Origin of the sequence: Streptomyces sp. NPDC101219 (genome assembly GCF_044767675.1) — a bacterium.
Lineage (GTDB): Bacteria > Actinomycetota > Actinomycetes > Streptomycetales > Streptomycetaceae > Streptomyces.
The window spans coordinates 13,758-34,598 of record NZ_JBIWOK010000020.1; the positions used below are offsets into that span (position 1 = coordinate 13,758).

Below are 20,841 nucleotides of genomic sequence, written 5' to 3' on the forward strand. Positions count from 1 at the left end.
CGTCAAGTTGAGGGAAACAACCAAAAGCAGGAGCGTCGTCGGGGTGTCGGGCCATACCGATGGCGTACAAAGTCCGACCGCCCGGTTGCCCCACCCTCTCGTACCCCTCCTAGACTGAACCTCCAGCACAGGCGGCTACACGCTCGAAAGGCGCCCCCGTGTCCATCGGCAACTCCCCTGAAGACGAGCGTCCGTTCGAAGACGTATCCGAGGAAGCCCGCCCCTCCGTCGGCCGTGCCCTGCAGCAGGCCCGCATCGAGGCCGGGCTCACCGTGGACGACGTCAGTACCGCCACCCGGGTCCGGATCGCCATCGTGCACGCCATCGAGGCGGACGACTTCGCGCCCTGCGGCGGCGACGTCTACGCCCGCGGGCACATCCGTACCCTGGCCCGCGCCGTCGGCCTCGATCCGGCGCCGCTGATCGCCCGGTTCGAGACCGAGCACGGCGCCCGGCCGGCACCGACCCCGGCGGCCCCGCTGTTCGAGGCGGAGCGCATCCGTCCCGAACGCCGCGGACCCAACTGGACCGCCGCCATGGTCGCCGCGATCGTCGCGGTGATCGGCTTCGTCGGATTCACCATGGTCAAGGGCGGTGACGACGGCGGCAAGGCCAATGTGGCCGACGGCGCCACGCCCAGCGCCTCGACCTCACCCACCCCCAAGGCGGAGAAGCCCGCCGCCCCCGAGCCCGAACCCTCCGACAGCGCCATTGCCGCCGCACCCCAGGACAAGGTGACCGTCCGGGTCAGCGCCACCGACGGACCCAGCTGGATCTCTGCCAAGGGCCACAACGGCCGGATGCTCTTCGACGGCCTGCTCAAGAAGGGCGAGTCGAAGACGTTCCAGGACAGCTCGAAGATCAACCTGGTCCTCGGCGACGCCGGTCCGGTCGAGCTGTTCGTGAACGGGAAGAAGATCGAGGACGACTTCCAGCCGGGCGCCGTGGAGCGCCTGACCTATACCAAGGGCGACCCCCAGGCCGGCTAGCCGGACCCGGGGACCGACCCGCCGACGGGACCGGCCGGGACCGGCCAACCCCGTCGGCGGGGGGTGTCGGCGGGACGAAGTAGTCTTGAGCCCATGCCTGAACGCCGCACCGTCGCACTCGTCACCCTTGGCTGCGCCCGTAACGAGGTGGACTCGGAGGAGCTCGCAGGCCGTCTGGAGGCGGACGGCTGGCAGCTCGTCGAGGACGCCGGGGCCGCCGACGTCGCGGTCGTGAACACCTGCGGCTTCGTCGAGGCCGCCAAGAAGGACTCCGTCGACGCCCTCCTGGAGGCCAACGACCTCAAGGGACACGGGAGAACACAGGCCGTCGTCGCGGTGGGCTGCATGGCCGAGCGGTACGGCGAGGAACTCGCCGACGCCCTCCCCGAGGCCGACGGCGTACTCGGCTTCGACGACTACGCCGACATCTCCGACCGCCTCCAGACCATCCTCAACGGCGGCATCCACGCCTCCCACACCCCGCGCGACCGGCGCAAGCTGCTGCCGATCAGCCCGGCCGAGCGGCAGGATTCCGCCGCGTCCGTCGCGCTGCCCGGCCACGCCCCGGTGGACCTGCCCGACGGCCTCGCCCCCGCCTCGGGCCCCCGCGCGCCCCTGCGCCGCCGCCTGGACGGCACCCCGGTCGCCTCGGTGAAGCTGGCCTCCGGCTGCGACCGGCGCTGCTCCTTCTGCGCCATCCCCTCCTTCCGCGGCTCCTTCATCTCCCGCCGCCCCAGCGACGTGCTGAACGAGGCGCGCTGGCTCGCCGAGCAGGGCGTGAAGGAGATCATGCTGGTCTCCGAGAACAACACCTCCTACGGCAAGGACCTCGGCGACATCCGCCTGCTGGAGTCGCTGCTGCCCGAGCTCGCGGAGGTCGACGGCCTGGAGCGGGTGCGCGTCAGCTACCTCCAGCCCGCCGAGATGCGCCCGGGGCTGATCGACGTGCTGACCTCCACCCCGAAGATCGCCCCCTACTTCGACCTGTCCTTCCAGCACTCCGCGCCCGACGTGCTGCGCGCCATGCGCCGCTTCGGTGACACCGACCGCTTCCTGGAACTGCTCGACACCGTCCGGAGCAAGGCGCCCCAGGCGGGCGTGCGCTCCAACTTCATCGTCGGCTTCCCCGGCGAGTCCGAGGCCGACCTGGCCGAGCTGGAGCGGTTCCTCAACCATGCCCGCCTGGACGCCATCGGCGTCTTCGGCTACTCCGACGAGGAGGGCACCGAGGCGGCCACCTACGACCGCAAGCTGGACGAGGACCTCGTCGCCGAGCGGCTGGCCCGCGTCTCCCGGCTGGCCGAGGAACTGGTGTCGCAGCGCGCGGAGGAGCGCCTCGGCGAGACCGTCCACGTGCTGGTGGAGTCCGTCGACGAAGAGGAGGGCGTGTACGGCCGTGCCGCGCACCAGGCTCCGGAGACGGACGGCCAGGTGCTGCTCACGAGCGGCGAGGGTGTGAGTGTCGGCCGTATGGTCGAGGCGAAGGTGGTGGGCACCGAGGGTGTCGACCTGGTGGCCGAGCCGCTGTTCCAGGGCTCGCTCGCACGCACTGAGGAGGCGGGCAGATGACGGGCGCCCCGGCATCCGCGGCAGGCGGCCCCTCCGGCGCGAGGAGGCCGGCGGCAGCGAGTGCCGCCCCGGAAGCTGTTCCGGGGCCGGTGACCGGCCGTCCGGCGGCGCGCCGGGCCGAGGGCGCGGCACCGGGGAACGACCGGCTGTACGGCGACCCGACCGCCCCCTCCCGGGCGGCCGAACCGTCCGGTACCGACGACGGCGCCACCAGGGCCGCCCGCGGCAAGAAGATCACGGCGGCGGCCGTGAACCAGGCCAGCGTCTGGAACATCGCCAACCTGCTGACCATGCTCCGGCTGCTGCTGGTCCCGGCCTTCGTGATGCTGATGCTCGCCGACGGCGGATACGACCCCGCGTGGCGCTCGCTCGCCTGGGCCGCCTTCGCCGTCGCGATGATCACCGACCTGTTCGACGGGCACCTGGCCCGCGCCTACGACCTGGTCACCGACTTCGGGAAGATCGCCGACCCCATCGCCGACAAGGCGATCATGGGAGCGGCGCTGATCTGTCTGTCCGCGCTGGACGATCTGCCGTGGTGGGTCACCGGCGTCATCCTCGGCCGGGAACTCGGCATCACCCTCCTGCGTTTCCTGGTCATCCGCTACGGAGTGATCCCGGCCAGCCGCGGGGGCAAGCTGAAGACCCTCACCCAGGGCGTGGCCGTCGGGATGTACGTCCTGGCACTCACCGGCCCGCTGGCGACCCTGCGCTTCTGGGTGATGGCGGCCGCCGTGGTGCTGACGGTCGCCACCGGGCTCGACTACGTGCGCCAGGCCGTGGTCCTCCGCCGGCGGGGAATTGCCGAGCGCCGCGCGTCGTTGGAGGAGAAGGAAGCGTGAGTTCGACGGCCGCCCAGGTGGTGCGACTACTCACGGTGAACGGTGCGACGCTGGCCGTCGCCGAGTCGCTGACCGGCGGCCTGGTGGCGGCGGAGATCACCGCGGTACCCGGGGCCTCCAAGGTCTTCCGCGGTTCGGTGACGGCGTACGCCACCGATCTGAAGCACCGACTGCTCGGCGTCGACGACGCCCTGCTGGCAGCGCGAGGCGCCGTGGATCCGCAGGTCGCTGCGGAGATGGCGGCCGGTGTGCGCAGGGCTCTGGGCGCCGACTGGGGCATCGCCACGACGGGAGTGGCGGGCCCCGATCCCCAGGACGGACAGGACGTCGGCACGGTCTTCGTGGCCGTCGACGGGCCCTTCGGGACCGGTTCCGGTTCCCTCGCCGATGGAAAAGTGGAGCGTCTGCGGTTGAACGGCGGCCGCGCGGAAATTCGTATGGAGAGTGTACGCAGCGTACTCGCACTGCTTCTGAGGGAGCTTGCGGGCGAACAGACCGGAAATGAGCGGGCACAGGATACGGAACGGAACGGGGGGTTTTGATGTTTGCAGCCCAGAGTGAACACGACATCGCTCCCCGCACGGCCGCGGCGCGAGGCGGTACGGTGGGGCGAGAAGGATGCGGCTACACGGTCCGAGGAGGGAGCCACCGATGATTCTGCTCCGTCGCCTGCTGGGTGACGTGCTGCGTCGGCAGCGCCAGCGCCAGGGCCGTACTCTGCGCGAAGTCTCCTCGTCCGCCCGAGTCTCACTCGGCTATCTCTCCGAGGTGGAGCGGGGGCAGAAGGAGGCTTCCTCCGAGCTGCTCTCCGCCATCTGCGACGCGCTGGACGTACGGATGTCCGAGCTCATGCGGGAAGTGAGCGACGAGCTCGCCCTCGCCGAGCTGGCCCAGTCTGCTGCAGCGACCCCCAGCGAGCCCGTCACCACGCCGGTACGTCCGATGCTCGGCTCCGTCTCGGTGGCCGGTGTGCCGCCGGAACGGGTGACCATCAAGGCGCCCGCCGAAGCGGTGGACGTCGTCGCCGCCTGACGGCGGTGGCGCACGCCCGAGTGGTGTGACGCTCCAAGAGGCCCCGGTAGGGGCCCTTCCGGAATCTCCGGGAGGGTGCCGCCGGGGTTTTCGTCTGTCCGGGGCCGCCCGTCCGGGCGCCGGGGTGTGCCGTGGTGTGCGTTTGCCGGTACGCCGTGTGCCGGTCATCGTTGAGGGGACACACGGGGGTGACCCACGGAGGTGCGGATGTACGTCGTGAAGAGCCCGTTGTCCGATGCGAACCTGAAGACCGTGTCCGAGGCGTTGCAGGGTGCCCTCGTCGACCTGGTGGACCTGTCGCTGGTGGCGAAGCAGATCCACTGGAACGTCGTCGGGCCGCGTTTCCGGTCCGTGCACCTGCAGCTCGACGAGGTGGTGACGGTCGCCCGTTCCCACTCCGACACGGTCGCGGAGCGCGCCGCGGCGCTCGGCGTCTCACCCGACGGGCGGGCCGCTACGGTCGCCGTCGGCAGCGGTATCGGGGTGACGCCGGAGGGCTGGGTCGACGACACGGCCGCGGTGGGCGCGCTGGTGGACGCGCTGGGTGCGGTGATCGCCCGGATGCGCGAGCGGGTGACGTCGACCGAGGAGGCGGATCCGGTGAGCCAGGACATCCTCATCGCCGTGACCGCGGACCTCGAGAAGCAGCGCTGGATGTTCCAGGCCGGGAACGGCTGAGCGGCTTGTCGTCCGCTGCCGCAGCGGCCCGGCGGCGCGGGGGATGCCCGAGCCGCCCCGGGCGCACGGCGTCGGGCCGGAGGTGGCGGCGGTGACCGGGCGAATAGCGCGCCGGGGGGCCGCGATCGGGCTGGGCGCCCTGTGGTGGTGGGCGGTGGCCCGGCTCGTGTGGTCGCCCGACGCGGGTGTCCTGGAGGGCGCCGTCGCGGCCGGCGGCTGGGGGCTGAGCGTGCTGCCGGTGCACTGCACGCCGAAGTCGCGGGCCGAGGGGGCGCTCGCGGCGGGGCGCTGGCGGCGGGCCTGGCAGGCCGGCCGGGACGGGGCGTAGGGCGTCACCGGGTTACGTCGCCAGGGCATCGCCACGCCCCCGTCCGGCCGGAGGATCTGGCCGGTGACGAACGCCGAGGCGTCGGAGGCGAGGTACAGCACCGGGTGCGCGACATCCTCCGGTTCGCCCACCCGGCCCAGCGGCGCCGTCCGGGCCATCGCGGACTCGGTGTGGGGCCGCGTGCCGTGGCCGGGCCGGTCGGTCATCGGGGTGCGGATCATCCGGGCGGGACCGCGTTGACGCGGATGCCGTGCCGGCCCGTCTCGGTGGCCAGGGTCCTGGTCAGCTGGACCACGGCCGCCTTCGCCCCCCCGTAGCAGAACAGGCCGGGGCCGCCGGTGTCGACGGCGCCGGAGGCCATGGTGACGATGCTGCCGCCGCTGCCGCGGTCGATCATGAGCCGGGCTGCTGCCGCCCGGCAGGCGTGCAGGACACCCCTGAAGTTGACGTTGAGGACCCGGTCGAGGTCCTCGTCGCGGGTTTCCAGCACCGTGCTGCTGTGCATGATGCCGGCGACCGCGGCCAGGACGCCCAGGCGTCCGCAGGCGGCGACCGCCGCCTCCACCCGGGCGCGGTCGGTGACGTCCAGGGGGTGGACGCGGCAGGTGCCGCCCTCGGCCTCGATGCGGCGGGCCGTCCGGCGCAGGCCCGCGGTGTCGCGGTCGGCGCAGTGCACCTCGGCGCCGGCCTCGGCCAGCAGAATCGCGCAGGCGCGGCCGATGCCGCTCGCCGCGCCGGTGACGAAAGCGGTGCGTCCGGTGAGGTCGTACGCGGCGAGCGGCATGCGGGGACCGTACGAGCGGATCTGACGAGCCGTCAATCGGTCGGTGCCGGACCGGACTGGCAGACCGGGCACCAGTAGGTGGGGCGTTCCCGGGAGCCGTCGCCCTGCTCGGCGACCCGGACGGGGGTACCGCAGCGCCGGCACGGGCGGCGCCGGCGGCCGTACACGTAGAGGTCCTCGCCCCGGCGGCCGGTGGTGGTGCGGACCGGGCGCTCGCGGTTGAACTCCAGCAGCTCCCGGGCGAGGCCGGCCAGCCTCGCGGTCCGGTCGGCGGGGAGCTGTCCGACGGGCAGCCACGGGGTGACGCCGAGCAGGAAGCAGAGCTCGCTCTTGTACACGTTGCCGATGCCGGCGAGGTTGCGCTGGTCCAGCAGGGCCTCGCCGATCGGGCGGTCCCGATCCTGGAGGAGGTTGGCCAGCGCCAGGTCCGGGTCCCAGTCGGGGCCCAGGAGATCGGGGCCGAGGTGGCCGACGGCCCGGTCCTCCTCGGTGGTGCGCAGGAGTTCCAGGACGGGCAGGCGGTAGCCGACGGCCGCCCGGTCGGCGTTGGCCAGGATCGCGCGGATCTGGTGGGCCGGGCCTCCGTTCCAGCGCTGTCCGGGCGCGAACACGCGCCACGAGCCGTCCATCCGCAGATGCGAGTGCAGGGTCAGGCCGCCCTCGATCCGGGTCAGCAGGTGCTTGCCGCGCGGGGTGACGTCCAGGACGGTCCGGCCGGTGAGGTCGGCGGTGGCGAACCGGGGCACGCGCAGATCGCTGCGGGTGAGCACCCGGCCAGCGAGGGCGCCGTGCAGTCGCTTCGCGGCCTGCCAGACCGTGTCTCCTTCGGGCATGGACCCAGAGTGGCACGCCGGGCCTGGTCCGGGTCGGGGGCAGGAGTGCGGCCTCGGCTGTGGTGGGGGGTGCGGCCTGGTCGCGGTTGTGGTCGGGGGCGCGGTCTCGTCCCGGCTGCAGTCGGGTGCGCGGCCAGTACCGGCCGCGGTCGGGGGTGAGACCTGGTCCCGGTCATGATCGTCCCGGCCGCGGTCAGGCGCGCGGGTAGTGCCGGCCGCGGTCGGGGGCGCGGCCCAATCCTGGTTGTGGTCGCGGGCGCAGCCTGGTCCCGGCCGTGGTCAGGGGCGCAGCCGCAGGCCGCGTGGGGTGGCGACGAAGCCCGCCCCCTCCAGGAGGGCGCCCAGCGGGGAGGTCAGGGACGGGGTGCCGTTGACGCGCTCCACCGTGACCGTGCCGAGGGAGCCCGCCCGCGCCGCGGCCGCCAGGGCCTGCGCGGCGGCCGGGAGGCGGGCGTCGTCGGCGGGCTCGCCGTCCGGGTCGGCCGGCCAGGCCAGCAGGGTCTTGCCGCCCCGCTCCATGTACAGGGTCAGGTCCCCGTCGACCAGGACCACCAGGGAGCCCGCCTTGCGGCCCGGCTTGTGCCCGGCGCCGTCGGGCGGCTCGGGCCAGCCCAGGGCGGCCCCGTAGGCGTTGGCCGGGTCGGCGGCGGCGAGGACCACCGCGCGTGAGGCGTCGTCCGGTCCCGTGCGACGGCCGGCGAACGGGTCGTACGAGGGGCGCCCGCCGTTCTGCCAGGGCGGCGGGGCGGGCTGCCGGGGCCGGTCGCGCCGGGAGACGTAGTCGCCCGGGCCCGGCCGGTACGACTCGGCGAAGCCGTCGGCGCCCGGCTCGGGAGGGAAGGCCGGCAGGCCGTCCCGACCGGGGAACGCGTCGGGGCCGGAGCCGGGCGGGGAGCCGGCGTCACCGGCGGCGAAGGGGTCGGGGGCGGGAACGTCGCCGCGGTCGCGGGCGTTGGCCGCCGCCCGGAGCCGGTCCACCGCGCCGTCCATCGCGAACTGGGCGGCACCGAGCCCCTCCACCACATAGCCGCGCCGTGCCTGGCCGGTCTCCTCGAAGGCGGACAGGATGCGGTACACCGCCGAGAAGCCGCCCTCGACTCCTTCCGCGCCGACGGCGCCCCGGGTCACCACGCCGTGCCGGTCCAGCAGGGTGCGGGCCAGGGCATGGGCGCGCACCGTGGTGTCGGGTTCGCGGGCCGGCAGCAGGGACCAGCGGCCGCCGACGGTGGGCGGTCCGGTGCGCGCGCTGCTGCGGGCGGCGGCGGTCAGCGAGCCGTAGCGCCCGCGCGGGACCTGCCGCTTCGCACGGTGGGCCGTGGAACCGGCGGTGCGGCCCGAGCCCAGCAGGGCACGCAGGGGACTGAGCGTGTCGTTCGTCAGCCGCCCCGACCAGGCCAGGTCCCACAGGACGTCCGCAAGCTGCGGGTCGGTGGCCTCGGGGTGCGTGGTGGCCCGGACCTGGTCGGCGATCTGCCGGAAGAACAGGCCGTAGCCGCCCGAGAGTGTGGCCAGCACGGACTCGTGGAGCGCGGTGAGCTCCAGGGGGTGCGGGGGAGGGAGGAGCAGGGGGGCGGCGTCCGCCAGGTAGAGCGAGACCCAGCCGTCCTTCCCCGGCAGCGAGCCGGCCCCGGCCCACACCACCTCCCCGGCGGCCGTGAGTTCGTCCAGCATGGCCGGCGCGTAGCCCGCCACGCGGGACGGCAGCACCAGTTTCTCCAGCGCGGAGGCGGGGACCGAGGCTCCCTGGAGCTGTTCGACGGCGCGCACCAGGCCGTCGATTCCGCGCAGGGCGTGCCCCTTTCCGATGTGCTGCCACTGGGGGAGGAACTGGGCCAGCGCCTGGGGCGGCACCGGTTCCAGCTCGTGTCGCAGGGCGGCCAGGGAACGACGGCGCAGCCGGCGCAGAACGGCCGCGTCGCACCACTCCTGGCCGATCCCGGCCGGGTGGAACTCGCCCTGGACGACCCGGCCCGCCGCGGACAACCGCTGCAGGGCGCCCTCGGTGACCGCCACGCCCAGGCCGAAGCGGGCCGCGGCGGTGGCAGAGGTGAACGGGCCGTGGGTGCGGGCGTACCGCGCCAGGAGGTCCCCGAGGGGGTCCTTGACCGGTTCGGTGAACGCCTCCGGAACCCCCACCGGCAGTGCGGTGCCCAGGGCGTCCCGCAGGCGTCCGGCGTCCTCGATCGCCGCCCAGTGGTCGGCTCCGGCCACCCGGACCCGGATGGCGCGCCGGGCGGCGGCCAGCTCCGGCGCCCACTGCGGTTCGGCGCCCCGCTCGGCCAGCTCCGCGTCGGTGAGCGGTCCGAGCATCCGCAGCAGGTCGGCGACGCCCTCGGCGTCCTTCACGCGCCGGTCCTCGGTGCGCCACTGCAGTTCCTGCTCCAGTTCGGTGAGCACCTCGGCGTCGAGCAGTTCGCGCAGTTCCGCCTGGCCGAGCAGCTCGGCCAGCAGACGGGAGTCCAGGGACAGAGCGGCGGCGCGGCGCTCGGCGAGGGGCGAGTCGCCCTCGTAGAGGAACTGCGCCACGTAGCCGAACAGGAGGGATCGGGCGAACGGGGACGGCTCGGGGGTGGTGACCTCCACCAGCCGCACCTTGCGGGCCTCCAGGTCGCCCATCAGCTCCACGAGCCCGGGCACGTCGAAGACGTCCTGGAGGCACTCGCGGACCGCCTCCAGCACAATCGGGAACGACCCGAACTCCCCCGCCACCTGCAGCAGCTGGGAGGCGCGCTGCCGCTGCTGCCACAGCGGGGTCCGGCGGCCGGGATTGCGGCGCGGCAGCAGCAGGGCGCGGGCGGCGCACTCGCGGAACCGGGACGCGAACAGGGCCGAGCCGCCCACCTGGTCGGTGACGACCTGGTCGACCTCGCCCTTGTCGAAGACGACGTCCGCCGCGCCCACGGGCGCCTGGTCGGAGTCGTACGCGGTGCCCGCCCGCGCCGGCTCCTGGTCGAGCAGGTCCAGGCCCATCAGGTCGGCGTCGGGCAGCCGCAGCACGATGCCGTCGTCGGCATGCATCACCTGAGCGTCCATGCCGTACCGCTCGGACAGGCGGGCGCCGAGCGCGAGCGCCCAGGGAGCGTGCACCTGCGCGCCGAACGGGGAGTGCACGACGACCCGCCAGTCGCCCAGCTCGTCGCGGAAGCGCTCCACGACGATGGTGCGGTCGTCCGGGACGTGGCCGCACGCCTCGCGCTGTTCGCCGAGGTAGGACAGCACGTTGTCCGCGGCCCAGGCGTCCAGCCCGGCCGCGAGCAACCTCAGACGGGCGTCCTCCGCGGGCAGCGAACCCACTTCGCGGAGGAAGGCGCCCACCGCCCTGCCCAGTTCCAGGGGGCGGCCCAGCTGGTCGCCCTTCCAGAACGGCAGCCGCCCGGGAACCCCGGGGGCGGGGGAGACCAGGACCCGGTCGCGGGTGATGTCCTCGATGCGCCACGAGCTGGTGCCGAGGGTGAAGACGTCGCCCACGCGGGACTCGTAGACCATCTCCTCGTCGAGCTCGCCGACCCGTCCGCCGCCCTTCTTGGGGTCGGCGCCCGCCAGGAACACCCCGAACAGGCCCCGGTCGGGGATGGTCCCGCCGGAGGTCACCGCGAGGCGCTGCGCTCCCGGGCGGCCGGTGATCTCGCCCGTGACACGGTCCCACACCACACGCGGGCGCAGCTCCGCGAAGGCGTCGGACGGATAGCGGCCGGCCAGCATGTCCAGCACGGCGGTGAACGCCGACTCGGGGAGGGAGGCGAAGGGCGCCGCGCGCCGGACCAGGGCCAGGAGGTCGTCGAACGGCCAGGTGTCCATGGCGGTCATGGCCACGAGTTGCTGGGCGAGGACGTCCAGCGGGTTGGCCGGGACCCGCAGGGACTCGATGGAGCCGGTGCGCATCCGCTCGGTGACCACGGCCGCCTGGACGAGGTCGCCCCGATACTTGGGGAACACCACACCCGTGGACACCGCGCCCACCTGGTGCCCGGCGCGCCCGACGCGCTGCAGCCCCGAGGCCACGGACGGCGGCGACTCGACCTGCACGACCAGGTCCACGGCGCCCATGTCGATGCCCAGTTCGAGACTGGAGGTGGCGACCACGGCCGGCAGCCGCCCGGCCTTGAGGTCCTCCTCCACCTGGGCCCGCTGCTCCTTGGACACCGAGCCGTGGTGGGCCCGCGCGATGACCGCGGGCGCGCCCTGGGCGGCCCCCGAGCCGCCCATCAGCTCGGCGGGGGAGTGCTGCTCGTCGAGCGGCTCGCCGGTGGCCCGCTCGTAGGCGATCTCGTTGAGCCGGTTGCACAGGCGCTCCGCCAGGCGGCGGGAGTTGGCGAACACGATCGTCGACCGGTGGGACTGGACCAGATCGGTGATCCGCTCCTCGACGTGCGGCCAGATCGACGGGCGTTCGGCGCCCTCCGAGCCGTCGGCGACGGGCGAACCGCCCAGCTCCCCCAGGTCCTCCACCGGGACCACGACGGAGAGGTCGAACTCCTTGCCCGACTCCGGCTGGACGATCTCCACCCGGCGGCCCGGGGACAGGAACCGGGCGACCTCGTCGACCGGGCGGACCGTCGCCGACAGGCCGATGCGCCGGGCCGGTTCGGGCAGCAACTCGTCGAGCCGCTCCAGGGACAGCGCGAGATGCGCCCCGCGCTTGGTGCCGGCGACCGCGTGGACCTCGTCGAGGATCACCGTCTCCACGCCCGACAGGGCGTCACGCGCGGCCGAGGTCAGCATGAGGAAGAGGGACTCCGGCGTGGTGATCAGGATGTCCGGCGGGCGCGTGGACAGCGCGCGGCGCTCGGCGGGCGGGGTGTCGCCGGAGCGGATGCCGACCTTCACCTCGGGCTCGGGCATGCCCAGGCGCACCGCCTCCTGCCGGATCCCGGTCAACGGGCTGCGCAGATTGCGCTCGACGTCGACGGCCAGGGCCTTCAGCGGCGAGACGTAGAGCACCCGGCAGCGCTTCTTGGGGTCAGCGGGCGGGGGCGTGGACGCCAGCTGGTCCAGGGCCGCGAGGAAGGCGGCCAGGGTCTTGCCGGACCCGGTCGGGGCGACGACCAGCACGTCCGAACCCTCGTGGATGGCCTGCCACGCACCGGCCTGGGCCGCGGTGGGCGCCGAGAACGCCCCCGAGAACCAGCCACGGGTCGCGGGGGAGAAGCCGTCCAGGGCTCGATGCGGAGTGCCGACCATGCGTCCATCCTGCACCCGGACACTGACAATGGCCCTGAGCTGCACGGACGGGGCGGGTCCGGCCCTCGCGGCGGGGCAGGCTGGGGGCGGAGCCGGGGGCCGGGGCCCCGCGAGCCTCGGACCGGAACGCGTGACAATGGCCGTATGGCCGAAAGGGGCGGGGAGCGCGCACGGCACTGGCAGTACGAGGAACTGCCCGGTGTCGACCTGCTGCGTGCCCGGTACATCCGGAAGACGTTCGTCCGGCACACCCACGAGCACTTCGTGATCGCCGCGATCGCCGACGGCGTGGAGATCTTCCATCACGGCAGCGGCGACCAGTACGCCGGCGCCGGGGCCCTCGCCCTCGTCAACCCGGACACCCCGCACACCGGCCGGGCCGGAGTGCCCGAGGGCTGGCGGTACGGGGCCGTCTACCCCTCGCCCGAGGTGGTGGGCGCGATCGCCGCCGAGACCACCACCCTGCGCGGCACACCCGGCTTCGTGACTCCCGTGCTGGACGACCCCTACACGGTCCGCCTGGTCCACCAGGTGCTCCGGGCCACCGACGAGGGCAACGCGCTCGCCGCCGACACCCTCCTGAAGGTCGCCGTGACCCGTCTGCTCAGGCTGAACGGCGGCTTGCTGGCGCGGCGGGAGGTGCGGACGGCCGGCGCCCGCACCGCGGCCCGCGCGCGTGCGCTGCTGGAGGAGCGGATGGCCGCGCCGCCGACGCTGGAACAACTGGCCGTCGAACTGGGGACCAGCCCGTTCGCCCTGCTGCGGGCCTTCCGGGACACTTACGGCATGCCGCCGCACACCTGGCTCACCGACGCCCGGGTCCGGCGCGCCCGTCGGCTGCTCGACGCGGGGACGGCACCGTCGCAGGCCGCGCTGGAGGTCGGCTTCACCGACCAGCCCCACCTGAACCGGCACTTCAGCCGCATGATCGGCGTACCGCCGGGTGCCTACCAGCGGGAGCGCAGGAACGCGGCCCGGGACGTGCGGGGCAGTGTGCGAAGCGGGCGCAAGAATGTACAAGACGCAACTACCGGCCTTGTCCTACCGTCGGGTGTGTGGCAGCAGAACAGACAGCTCTCGCGCAACCCCGGAGCACCGGGGAGGACAAACCCGACGGTGCCGTCGTCCGGGACGCCCTCGGGGTCGGTGTCGCCGTCGGACTCTCCGGGTTCGCCTTCGGAGTGACCTCGGCGGGCAGCGGGCTCACGCTGCTCCAGACCTGTGTGCTGAGCCTGCTGGTGTTCACCGGCGCGTCCCAGTTCGCGCTGGTCGGGGCGATCGCGGCCGGCGGCAGCCCCTTCACGGCGGCCGCCGGGGCGTTCTTCCTGGGCGTGCGCAACGCCTTCTACGGCCTGCGCCTGTCGCAGCTGCTGGCCCTCCCGCGCGCGGTGCGGCCGTTCGCCGCCCAGTGGGTCATCGACGAGACGACCGCCGTCTCCCTCGCCCAGCCCACCCGGCGCAGCGCCCGCCTCGGCTTCGTGGTGACCGGCCTGAGCCTGTACGTCCTGTGGAACCTGACCACGCTGCTCGGCGCCCTGGGCGCCGAGGCCATCGGCGACACCGCCGCCTGGGGTCTCGACGCGGCCGGCCCGGCGGTGTTCCTGGCGCTGCTCGCGCCGATGCTGCGGACCACCACCGAGCGGCTCGTGGCCGGACTCGCCGTCGTGCTGGGGCTCGGCCTGCTGCCCTTCCTGCCGGCCGGTGTGCCCGTCCTGGTCGCGGCCCTCGCCGCACCGGCCGTCCTGTGGGCCCGAGGCCGGGCCACGGGCCCACCGCGCGACCATGCATCCGCCGCAGCTGACGCATCTGACACATCCGACGCACCTGCCGCATCCGAGGAGGAGGACCGTTGAACATCTGGATCGCCATCGGTGTGACCGTCCTCGGCTGCTACGCCGTCAAACTGGCCGGCCTCATGGTCCCGGCCGGGGTGCTCGAACGGCCTCTCGTGCGGCGTCTGGCCGCGCTGGTGCCGGTCGCCCTGCTCGCCGCCCTCACCGCCCAGCAGACGTTCGCCGACGGGCAGGCCCTGGTGCTGGACGCGCGGGCGGCGGGACTGGGGGCAGCTGCCGTGGCCCTGGTGCTGCGGGCTCCGTTCCTGGTCGTCGTCGCGGCGGCCGTCCTCGTCACGGCGGGCGTGCGGGCCCTGGGTGGCTGACCCGGGGCGGGACCGGCCGCGCGCGTGAGGCGCGGGCCGACTACGCGGGGGCGCGGACCGGCCTCACGCGTGGGGCACGGACCGACTACGCGCGGGGGGCGGACCGGCCTCACAGGCGGGCCGCGGACCGGCCTCACGCGTGGGGCGCTGAGCGGTACGCGGTCGGGTGTGCGGGCGCGGACCGGGCACCCGGCACCGGCGGCCGGTGCCGGTCGGTCTCAGTGCAGCCACCGGGCCGGGCCGCCCGCACGCCGCGTCAGTCGACGGCGCGGCCGTACGCCCGCAGGGTGCGCAGCGCGTCGATCGTCACCAGCGGACCGGCCTCCAGGGCAGGTGCCGGTGCCCAGGGGCGCCACCGGACCGGCCAGCCGCCGTCCTCCCGCTGCTCGGCCACGAGGAAGTCCAGCGACCGCGCCATCTCCGCATCCGTGAACCACGCCCGGGCGAGCGAGCGCGGGGCCGGCGCGTAGTCGTGCGGGAAATGGTGCTCCCCGGGGGCGTAGCCGGGCGCGACCGGGTACGGGTCCCGGTCGTCCGGGTCGAGCACGGCGAGCCGCTGCCGGCGCACCAGCCGGCCCAGCCGGTCGGCGGCGGCCTGTGCCCGCGGGCGGTCCGGGACGGAGTCCAGGAAGGCCACGGCGGCCCGCACTTCGTAGGGGTGGGACTCCGTCAGGTTCTCGACGGCCTGCCAGCAGAAGTCGGTGGCCCGGAACAGCCACGCGTGCCACACCTCGTTGCGGTGCAGCAGTCCCACCACCGGGCCGGTCGCGAGCAGAGAGCTGGGCGGGTCGTCCACCACCGGCACGAAGGGCGCCGTCGGGTAGCCGCGCTGGACCGGGTGGACGGCAGGCAGCGCGCCGTCCGCGGTGGACACGGACGTCAGGTAGCGGCACACGTGCTCCGCGCGCCGGCCGCCGCAGCGGCCCACGGCGTCCAGGACCCGCAGGGCGTGCGCGGTGTGCAACGGCTGGCTGACCGGTCCGCGCAGATCGGGCTCCAGTGCGTGGCCGTAGCCGCCGTCCGGGTTGCGGTAGGCGTCCAGGGCGGTCTCCACCGGGTCGGCGCCGCCGCCCCGGAAGTCGTGGGCGAAGAGTCGCTGTTCGAGCACACGCGCGGTGAGCCAGACGAACCGCTCCGCGCGCGCGAGCGGGGTGTGCGTCCGGGACGTGGGGGGTGCCGGGGACGGTGTGGCTGTGGAAGCTCCTGATTCGGCCATGGTTCCGACCGTAGAGCGCGAGGCGGTCCCGGCAGGGTGCCCCGGCCCCGGGGCACCCCGCAGGCGGGATACTGAAGGCATGCGGTTGACGGTCTTCTGGCAGCGGATGGCGGAACACTTCGGTTCCGGCTATTCCGACACGTTCGCGCGCGACCATGTCATGGCCGAGCTCGGCGGGCTCACGGTGCACCAGGCACTGGCGGCCGGCTGGGACGCCAAGGACGTCTGGCAGGTCGTCTGCTCGGTGATGGACGTTCCCCGGGAAAAGCGCTGATCGTCACAGTGACCGCCGGACGGCAGACGGCTGCCGGTGACGTGGGCGAAACTTGATCCGTGGCACCCACTGACGAGACCGGGCAGGCAGCCCAGCACCCCCCGACGCCCGGCGCGCTGCCCCCTGCCGGGCCGCCCCCTGCCGACCCCGCGGCCGGACAGAGCTCGGGCATGCCGCGGTGGCTGCCGCGCGCGATGGTGCTCGCCCTCGCCCTGATCGCCGTGTTCCAACTGGGCAGCTGGGCCTTCCACGAGCTCACCGGCCTGCTGATCAACATCCTCATCGCGTTCTTCCTGGCGCTCGCCGTCGAACCCGCGGTGAGCTGGATGGCCGCGCGCGGGGTGCGCCGGGGCTTCGGCACCTTCCTGGTCTTCCTCGGCGTGCTGATCGTCGCGGCGGGTTTCGTCACCCTGCTCGGGTCGATGCTCGCGGGACAGATCATCAAGATCGTCGAGGACTTCCCGGAATACCTCGACTCCGTCATCAACTGGATCAACGGTCATTTCCACACCGAGCTGCGGCGGGTGGACATCCAGGAGGGGCTGCTGCGCTCCGACTGGCTGCGCAACTACGTGCAGAACAGCGCCACCGGTGTGCTGGACGTCTCCGCGCAGGTCCTCGGCGGGCTGTTCCAGCTGCTGACCATCGCCCTGTTCTCGTTCTACTTCGCCGCCGACGGCCCCCGCCTGCGACGCACCATCTGCTCCGTCCTGCCCCCCGCCCGGCAGGCAGAGGTGCTGCGCGCCTGGGAGATCGCCGTGAACAAGACCGGCGGCTACCTGTACTCGCGCGGGCTGATGGCGCTGATCTCCGGCATCGCGCACTACATACTGCTGGAGTTCCTCGAGGTGCCCTACGCGCCGGTGCTGGCGGTGTGGGTCGGCCTGGTGTCCCAGTTCATCCCGACCATCGGCACCTATCTCGCGGGCGCCCTGCCCATGCTGATCGCCTTCACGGTCAACCCCTGGTACGCGCTGTGGGTGCTGATCTTCGTGGTGATCTACCAGCAGTTCGAGAACTACGTGCTGCAGCCCAAGCTGACTGCCAAGACCGTCGACATCCACCCGGCGGTCGCCTTCGGCTCGGTCATCGTCGGTACCGCCCTGCTCGGCGCCGTCGGGGCACTGATCGCCATCCCCGCGATCGCCACGCTCCAGGCGTTCCTGGGCGCGTACGTCAAGCGGTACGACGTCACCGACGACCCGCGCGTGCACGGCCACCGGGCCGTCGACGCCGGACGCGGCGTCGTCCGCGGCGTCCGGCGGCTCTGGCAGCACCGCCCGGGGGCGACACCTCCCGGGGACGGCGGTCCGGGTTCCTCGCCGGAGGACTGAGCGACCCCGCGCCGCGACCGCGTGGTGCGCTTGACACTGAAATCGAACATCCATTCTCATAGAGGCGCCGGCGAGGCTCGACGGTGGGTGTTCTGTTCCGGTTCACGGTGAATTGCACCCCCGTTGTCCACAGGTGGGACGTGCGTCGGGGCGCGTTGTCAGTGGCAGGCGCTAGCGTCTTTGACGTGAAGCGATCGACTCAAGCAAATCGGGTGGAACCCATGGCAGGAACCGACCGCGAGAAGGCGCTCGACGCCGCGCTCGCACAGATCGAACGACAATTCGGCAAGGGCGCGGTCATGCGCATGGGTGACCGGACGAAGGAGCCCATCGAGGTCATCCCGACCGGGTCGACCGCGCTCGACGTCGCCCTCGGCGTCGGTGGCCTGCCCCGCGGCCGTGTGGTGGAGATCTACGGTCCGGAGTCCTCCGGAAAGACGACCCTGACCCTGCACGCGGTGGCCAACGCGCAGAAGGCCGGCGGCCAGGTCGCCTTCGTGGACGCGGAGCACGCCCTCGACCCCGAGTACGCGAAGAAGCTCGGCGTCGACATCGACAACCTGATCCTGTCCCAGCCGGACAACGGCGAGCAGGCCCTGGAGATCGTGGACATGCTGGTCCGCTCCGGCGCCCTCGACCTCATCGTCATCGACTCCGTCGCCGCGCTCGTCCCGCGCGCGGAGATCGAGGGCGAGATGGGCGACAGCCACGTGGGCCTCCAGGCCCGCCTGATGAGCCAGGCCCTGCGCAAGATCACCAGCGCGCTCAACCAGTCCAAGACCACCGCGATCTTCATCAACCAGCTCCGCGAGAAGATCGGCGTGATGTTCGGCTCCCCGGAGACCACGACCGGTGGCCGCGCGCTGAAGTTCTACGCCTCCGTGCGTATCGACATCCGCCGCATCGAGACCCTCAAGGACGGCACCGAGGCGGTCGGCAACCGCACCCGCTGCAAGGTCGTCAAGAACAAGGTGGCGCCGCCCTTCAAGCAGGCCGAGTTCGACATCCTCTACGGCCAGGGCATCAGCCGCGAGGGCGGCCTGATCGACATGGGCGTGGAGCACGGCTTCGTCCGCAAGGCCGGCGCCTGGTACACGTACGAGGGCGACCAGCTGGGCCAGGGCAAGGAGAACGCCCGCAACTTCCTCAAGGACAACCCCGACCTCGCCAACGAGATCGAGAAGAAGATCAAGGAGAAGCTGGGCGTCGGCGTGCGGCCCGAGGAGCCTGCCGCCGAGGCGGGCGCGGACGCCGCGGCTGCCGCCGCTCCGGCCGCACCGGCCGCCGTGCCCGCCCCCGCGGCCAAGGCGGCCAAGTCCAAGGCCGCCACGGCCAAGAGCTGACCGTGACCCGGCGGACCGACTGGGCCGAGTACGACATCGCCGCCTCCGACGTCCCGGCGAGGGGCCGAAGAGGCGGCGACGGCCCCGACCCCGGCGGAGACCGGATGTACGGGGACCAGGCTCACGACGGACAGGCGTACGGGGACGAGACGGGCGGCACGCAGAGACGCCGCGCGCACGGCGATGCCGACGCGGGCGCACCGTTCCGCGCGCGTGGCCCACGGGGGGACGGCCCGCGTGACGGCGGCCCGCGTGACGGCGGGCCGCGCGGCGGACGCGGCCGCAGGCGCCGGAGCTCCGGCGACGCGGGCGCCATGGACGGGGGCACCTCTTCCTCGTCGAGGGCCGAGCGGGAGGAGCCCCCCGGGGACCCGGTCGAGCGGGCACGGGCCATCTGCCTGCGTCTGCTCACCGGGACCCCGCGCACCCGGAAGCAACTCGCCGACGCCCTCCGCAAGCGGGACATCCCGGACGAGGCCGCCGAGGAGGTGCTGTCCCGGTTCGAGGAGGTCGGACTGATCAACGACGGTGCCTTCGCCGACGCCTGGGTGGAGTCCCGGCACCACGGCCGGGGACTGGCGCGCCGCGCGCTCGCCCGGGAGCTGCGCACCAAGGGCGTCGATCCGACGCTCATCGACGCCGCCGTCTCCCAGCTCGATTCCGAGCAGGAGGAGACCACCGCCCGCGAACTGGTCGACCGCAAGCTGCGCGCCACCCGCGGCCTGGACCGCGACAAGCGGCTCCGCCGCCTCGCCGGCATGCTCGCCCGCAAGGGCTACCCCGAGGGCCTCGCCCTGCGCGTGGTCAGACAGGCACTCGAGGAGGAGGGCGAGGACACCGGCTTCCTCGGTGACGCCACCGACTGAAGTGCCCAGGGCGCCGGGGAGATCTCCTCCGAGCGGGGGCCCGTGCCCCCCTCCGAGCCGGGGGGTGCCCGTGCCGTCCCCGCGCACGTAACCCTCGCGGAGGCACCGCCGTCAGCCCGCCGGAGGCTCCACCGGCAGCCCCGCGGCACGCCACGCCTGGAAGCCGCCGACCAGATCGGTGGCCCGGCGCAGCCCCAGCCGGTGCAGGGACTCCGCCGCCAGACTGGAGGCGTACCCCTCGTTGCAGACCACCACCACGCGCAGGTCGTGCCCGGTCGCCTCGGGCAGGCGGTGACTGCCCGTCGGATCCAGCCGCCACTCCAACTCGTTGCGCTCGACGACCACAGCGCCCGGGATCAGACCGTCCCGTTCCCGGAGCGCGGCGTAGCGGATGTCCACGAGCAGGGCCTCGCCCGCGCGTGCCGCCTCGTGGGCCGCCTGAGGTCCGACGCGCGTGTAGCCCGCACGCACCTGTTCCAGCAGGTCGTCGATCCCCCGGGCTCGGTCCGGCCCGGTGTCCGGTGTCCGGATGCTCTCCGCGTTCGGGTCGCTCACTGCCAGTCCTCCGGGCGTTCCACCTGTTCCAGACGCAGGATCCGGCCGCTGCGGCTGTAGCGGCGGATCCGCGGCAGGGGCGGGTGGTAGGCGTGCACGGACACCGCGTGCCGGTCCGGGGACTCGTTGAGCACCTCGTGCACGTGATGCTGTCCGAAGGCGCGGCCCCGCCCGGCCGGCAACAGGCGTTGCCGGTCCACGCCGTCGGTCAGTTCCAGCGTCCGCCAGCCGTCGGTGGGCAGCCGGGCGGCCAGCGAGTTCTCCTTCAGCTGGCCCGAGGCGGTCATGAAGGCGCCGACCGAGTCGGCGTGGTCGTGCCAGCCGGTGCCGGTGCCCGGCGGCCAGCCGATCAGCCATGCCTCGCTGCCACCCGGCCCGTCGAGCCGCACCCAGGTACGGCCCTCGGGATCGAGCGGCAGGGCGGCGATCAGCTCGGTGTCGGCGGCGACGCGCCGTACGAAGTCCAGGAGTTCCGCCTGCGTGGGCGCCGGATCGCCGGACGACACCGACGGGGCGGGGGAGGAGCCAGTGGGGGAGACAGGGTCAGTGGGGAAGACAGACACGTGCACCGTCCTGAGGAACGTTCGCCAAGACGCGCGGCGGCAACAGCAGCACACGGGGGCAGCCGGCGGCGCGCGGGAGGAAAGGGAGGAACGCGAATCAACAGGACGTGCGACACACGCAGCCCGCGTAGCGGACGAGGTCCATGTGGACCCTCCGCCACAGGTGTACGCAGGTGTCGGTCACGGTCCGGAGTACACCACGGGGCGACCCGCGGCTTCAACTCACGCCCGGCATGTGACACCCGGACCGGTGAGCGGCACCAAGCCGTGACGCCGTTTCACCGGCCGGACGGGCA

The 20,841-nt window shown here is 73.5% G+C and carries 19 protein-coding genes and 2 pseudogenes; 14 read left to right on the forward strand and 7 right to left on the reverse strand.

Going from position 1 to position 20,841, the window contains the following annotated elements:
* Positions 1-158 precede the first annotated feature (158 nt).
* The 7 genes from ACIRPP_RS29140 (at position 159) to ACIRPP_RS29170 (ending at position 5,438) form a co-directional block, all read left to right on the forward strand.
* Entirely contained in the window at positions 159-989 is an 831-nt protein-coding gene (locus ACIRPP_RS29140) for a helix-turn-helix domain-containing protein (protein ID WP_403648846.1), read from the forward strand.
* 93 nt (positions 990-1,082) lie between these two features.
* Complete coding sequence (gene rimO, locus ACIRPP_RS29145) at positions 1,083-2,558, forward strand: 30S ribosomal protein S12 methylthiotransferase RimO (RefSeq protein WP_403648849.1); 1,476 nt, start codon at positions 1,083-1,085, stop codon at positions 2,556-2,558.
* A complete protein-coding gene (pgsA, locus tag ACIRPP_RS29150; protein WP_403648852.1) occupies positions 2,555-3,400 on the forward strand; it encodes a CDP-diacylglycerol--glycerol-3-phosphate 3-phosphatidyltransferase in 846 nt (281 codons plus the stop codon). Before rimO ends, pgsA begins: the two co-directional genes overlap by 4 nt.
* Entirely contained in the window at positions 3,397-3,942 is a 546-nt protein-coding gene (locus ACIRPP_RS29155) for a CinA family protein (RefSeq protein WP_403648854.1), read from the forward strand. The genes pgsA and ACIRPP_RS29155 overlap by 4 nt, the downstream gene beginning before the upstream one ends.
* A 109-nt stretch (positions 3,943-4,051) precedes the next feature.
* Positions 4,052-4,432 carry a helix-turn-helix domain-containing protein gene (locus tag ACIRPP_RS29160; RefSeq protein ID WP_164332985.1) on the forward strand — a complete coding sequence of 127 codons (381 nt, stop codon included), beginning with the start codon at positions 4,052-4,054 and terminating at the stop codon, positions 4,430-4,432.
* A gap of 207 nt (positions 4,433-4,639) precedes the next feature.
* Entirely contained in the window at positions 4,640-5,110 is a 471-nt protein-coding gene (locus ACIRPP_RS29165; protein ID WP_164332986.1) for a Dps family protein, read from the forward strand.
* Between the two features lie 91 nt (positions 5,111-5,201).
* The gene (locus ACIRPP_RS29170; RefSeq protein ID WP_164438426.1) at positions 5,202-5,438 is read left to right on the forward strand and encodes a hypothetical protein; all 237 of its coding nucleotides are present in this window, start codon (positions 5,202-5,204) and stop codon (positions 5,436-5,438) included.
* 20 nt (positions 5,439-5,458) lie between these two features.
* On the opposite strand, the pseudogene ACIRPP_RS29175 reads toward ACIRPP_RS29170, so the two are convergent.
* The 3 genes and pseudogenes from ACIRPP_RS29175 to ACIRPP_RS29185 all read right to left on the reverse strand — a co-directional run.
* Positions 5,459-6,222: pseudogene (locus tag ACIRPP_RS29175) on the reverse strand (SDR family NAD(P)-dependent oxidoreductase); the annotation flags it as partial.
* Positions 6,223-6,254: 32 nt separating this feature from the next.
* Complete coding sequence (locus ACIRPP_RS29180; RefSeq protein ID WP_403648859.1) at positions 6,255-7,055, reverse strand: Fpg/Nei family DNA glycosylase; 801 nt, start codon at positions 7,053-7,055, stop codon at positions 6,255-6,257.
* Between the two features lie 279 nt (positions 7,056-7,334).
* Entirely contained in the window at positions 7,335-12,236 is a 4,902-nt protein-coding gene (locus ACIRPP_RS29185; RefSeq protein WP_403648862.1) for an ATP-dependent helicase, read from the reverse strand.
* 144 nt (positions 12,237-12,380) lie between these two features.
* On the opposite strand from ACIRPP_RS29185, the pseudogene ACIRPP_RS29190 reads away from it, so the two are divergent.
* The 3 genes and pseudogenes from ACIRPP_RS29190 to ACIRPP_RS29200 form a co-directional block, all read left to right on the forward strand.
* Positions 12,381-13,133 (forward strand): annotated as a pseudogene (locus ACIRPP_RS29190) (AraC family ligand binding domain-containing protein); the annotation flags it as partial.
* Positions 13,134-13,291: 158 nt separating this feature from the next.
* On the forward strand, positions 13,292-14,089 hold the full coding sequence (locus ACIRPP_RS29195; protein ID WP_403648865.1) for an AzlC family ABC transporter permease: 798 nt from the start codon (positions 13,292-13,294) through the stop codon (positions 14,087-14,089).
* A complete protein-coding gene (locus ACIRPP_RS29200) occupies positions 14,086-14,394 on the forward strand; it encodes an AzlD domain-containing protein (RefSeq protein ID WP_164345168.1) in 309 nt (102 codons plus the stop codon). The genes ACIRPP_RS29195 and ACIRPP_RS29200 overlap by 4 nt, the downstream gene beginning before the upstream one ends.
* A gap of 256 nt (positions 14,395-14,650) precedes the next feature.
* Here ACIRPP_RS29200 and ACIRPP_RS29205 read toward each other — a convergent pair whose 3' ends face one another.
* Positions 14,651-15,610 (reverse strand): hypothetical protein, encoded by a 960-nt coding sequence (locus ACIRPP_RS29205; RefSeq protein WP_403648868.1) that lies wholly within the window; start codon positions 15,608-15,610, stop codon positions 14,651-14,653.
* Positions 15,611-15,689: 79 nt separating this feature from the next.
* Here ACIRPP_RS29205 and ACIRPP_RS29210 point away from each other — a divergent pair, with 79 nt between their 5' ends.
* The 4 genes from ACIRPP_RS29210 (at position 15,690) to recX (ending at position 19,427) form a co-directional block, all read left to right on the forward strand.
* Complete coding sequence (locus ACIRPP_RS29210; protein ID WP_164337572.1) at positions 15,690-15,884, forward strand: DUF3046 domain-containing protein; 195 nt, start codon at positions 15,690-15,692, stop codon at positions 15,882-15,884.
* Between the two features lie 59 nt (positions 15,885-15,943).
* Positions 15,944-17,218, forward strand: a complete 1,275-nt coding sequence (locus ACIRPP_RS29215) for an AI-2E family transporter (protein WP_403648872.1) — start codon at positions 15,944-15,946, stop codon at positions 17,216-17,218.
* 221 nt (positions 17,219-17,439) lie between these two features.
* Positions 17,440-18,561, forward strand: coding sequence for a recombinase RecA (recA, locus tag ACIRPP_RS29220; protein ID WP_164344395.1), 1,122 nt, complete (start codon positions 17,440-17,442; stop codon positions 18,559-18,561).
* A gap of 2 nt (positions 18,562-18,563) precedes the next feature.
* Positions 18,564-19,427: a recombination regulator RecX gene (gene recX / locus ACIRPP_RS29225; RefSeq protein ID WP_403648875.1), complete on the forward strand. Its 864-nt coding sequence runs from the start codon at positions 18,564-18,566 to the stop codon at positions 19,425-19,427.
* Between the two features lie 111 nt (positions 19,428-19,538).
* Here the strand turns inward: recX and ACIRPP_RS29230 are convergent, their stop codons facing one another.
* The 3 genes from ACIRPP_RS29230 to ACIRPP_RS29240 all read right to left on the reverse strand — a co-directional run bounded on the left by ACIRPP_RS29230 (position 19,539) and on the right by ACIRPP_RS29240 (position 20,729).
* Positions 19,539-19,982, reverse strand: coding sequence for a rhodanese-like domain-containing protein (locus ACIRPP_RS29230; RefSeq protein WP_403648878.1), 444 nt, complete (start codon positions 19,980-19,982; stop codon positions 19,539-19,541).
* Positions 19,979-20,545 (reverse strand): cysteine dioxygenase, encoded by a 567-nt coding sequence (locus tag ACIRPP_RS29235; protein ID WP_403648881.1) that lies wholly within the window; start codon positions 20,543-20,545, stop codon positions 19,979-19,981. Before ACIRPP_RS29235 ends, ACIRPP_RS29230 begins: the two co-directional genes overlap by 4 nt.
* A gap of 97 nt (positions 20,546-20,642) precedes the next feature.
* Complete coding sequence (locus ACIRPP_RS29240; RefSeq protein WP_360596883.1) at positions 20,643-20,729, reverse strand: putative leader peptide; 87 nt, start codon at positions 20,727-20,729, stop codon at positions 20,643-20,645.
* Positions 20,730-20,841 lie beyond the last annotated feature (112 nt).

Excerpts from the sequence above, each read along its gene's own strand:
- ACIRPP_RS29205 (WP_403648868.1), bottom strand. The coding sequence starts at position 15,610 with ATGGCCGAATCAGGAGCTTCCACAGCCACACCGTCCCCGGCACCCCCC.
- pgsA (WP_403648852.1), top strand. The coding sequence starts at position 2,555 with ATGACGGGCGCCCCGGCATCCGCGGCAGGCGGCCCCTCCGGCGCGAGG.
- recA (WP_164344395.1), top strand. The coding sequence starts at position 17,440 with ATGGCAGGAACCGACCGCGAGAAGGCGCTCGACGCCGCGCTCGCACAG.
- ACIRPP_RS29165 (WP_164332986.1), top strand. The coding sequence starts at position 4,640 with ATGTACGTCGTGAAGAGCCCGTTGTCCGATGCGAACCTGAAGACCGTG.
- ACIRPP_RS29210 (WP_164337572.1), top strand. The coding sequence starts at position 15,690 with ATGCGGTTGACGGTCTTCTGGCAGCGGATGGCGGAACACTTCGGTTCC.
- ACIRPP_RS29160 (WP_164332985.1), top strand. The coding sequence starts at position 4,052 with ATGATTCTGCTCCGTCGCCTGCTGGGTGACGTGCTGCGTCGGCAGCGC.
- rimO (WP_403648849.1), top strand. The coding sequence starts at position 1,083 with ATGCCTGAACGCCGCACCGTCGCACTCGTCACCCTTGGCTGCGCCCGT.
- ACIRPP_RS29185 (WP_403648862.1), bottom strand. The coding sequence starts at position 12,236 with ATGGTCGGCACTCCGCATCGAGCCCTGGACGGCTTCTCCCCCGCGACC.
- ACIRPP_RS29180 (WP_403648859.1), bottom strand. The coding sequence starts at position 7,055 with ATGCCCGAAGGAGACACGGTCTGGCAGGCCGCGAAGCGACTGCACGGC.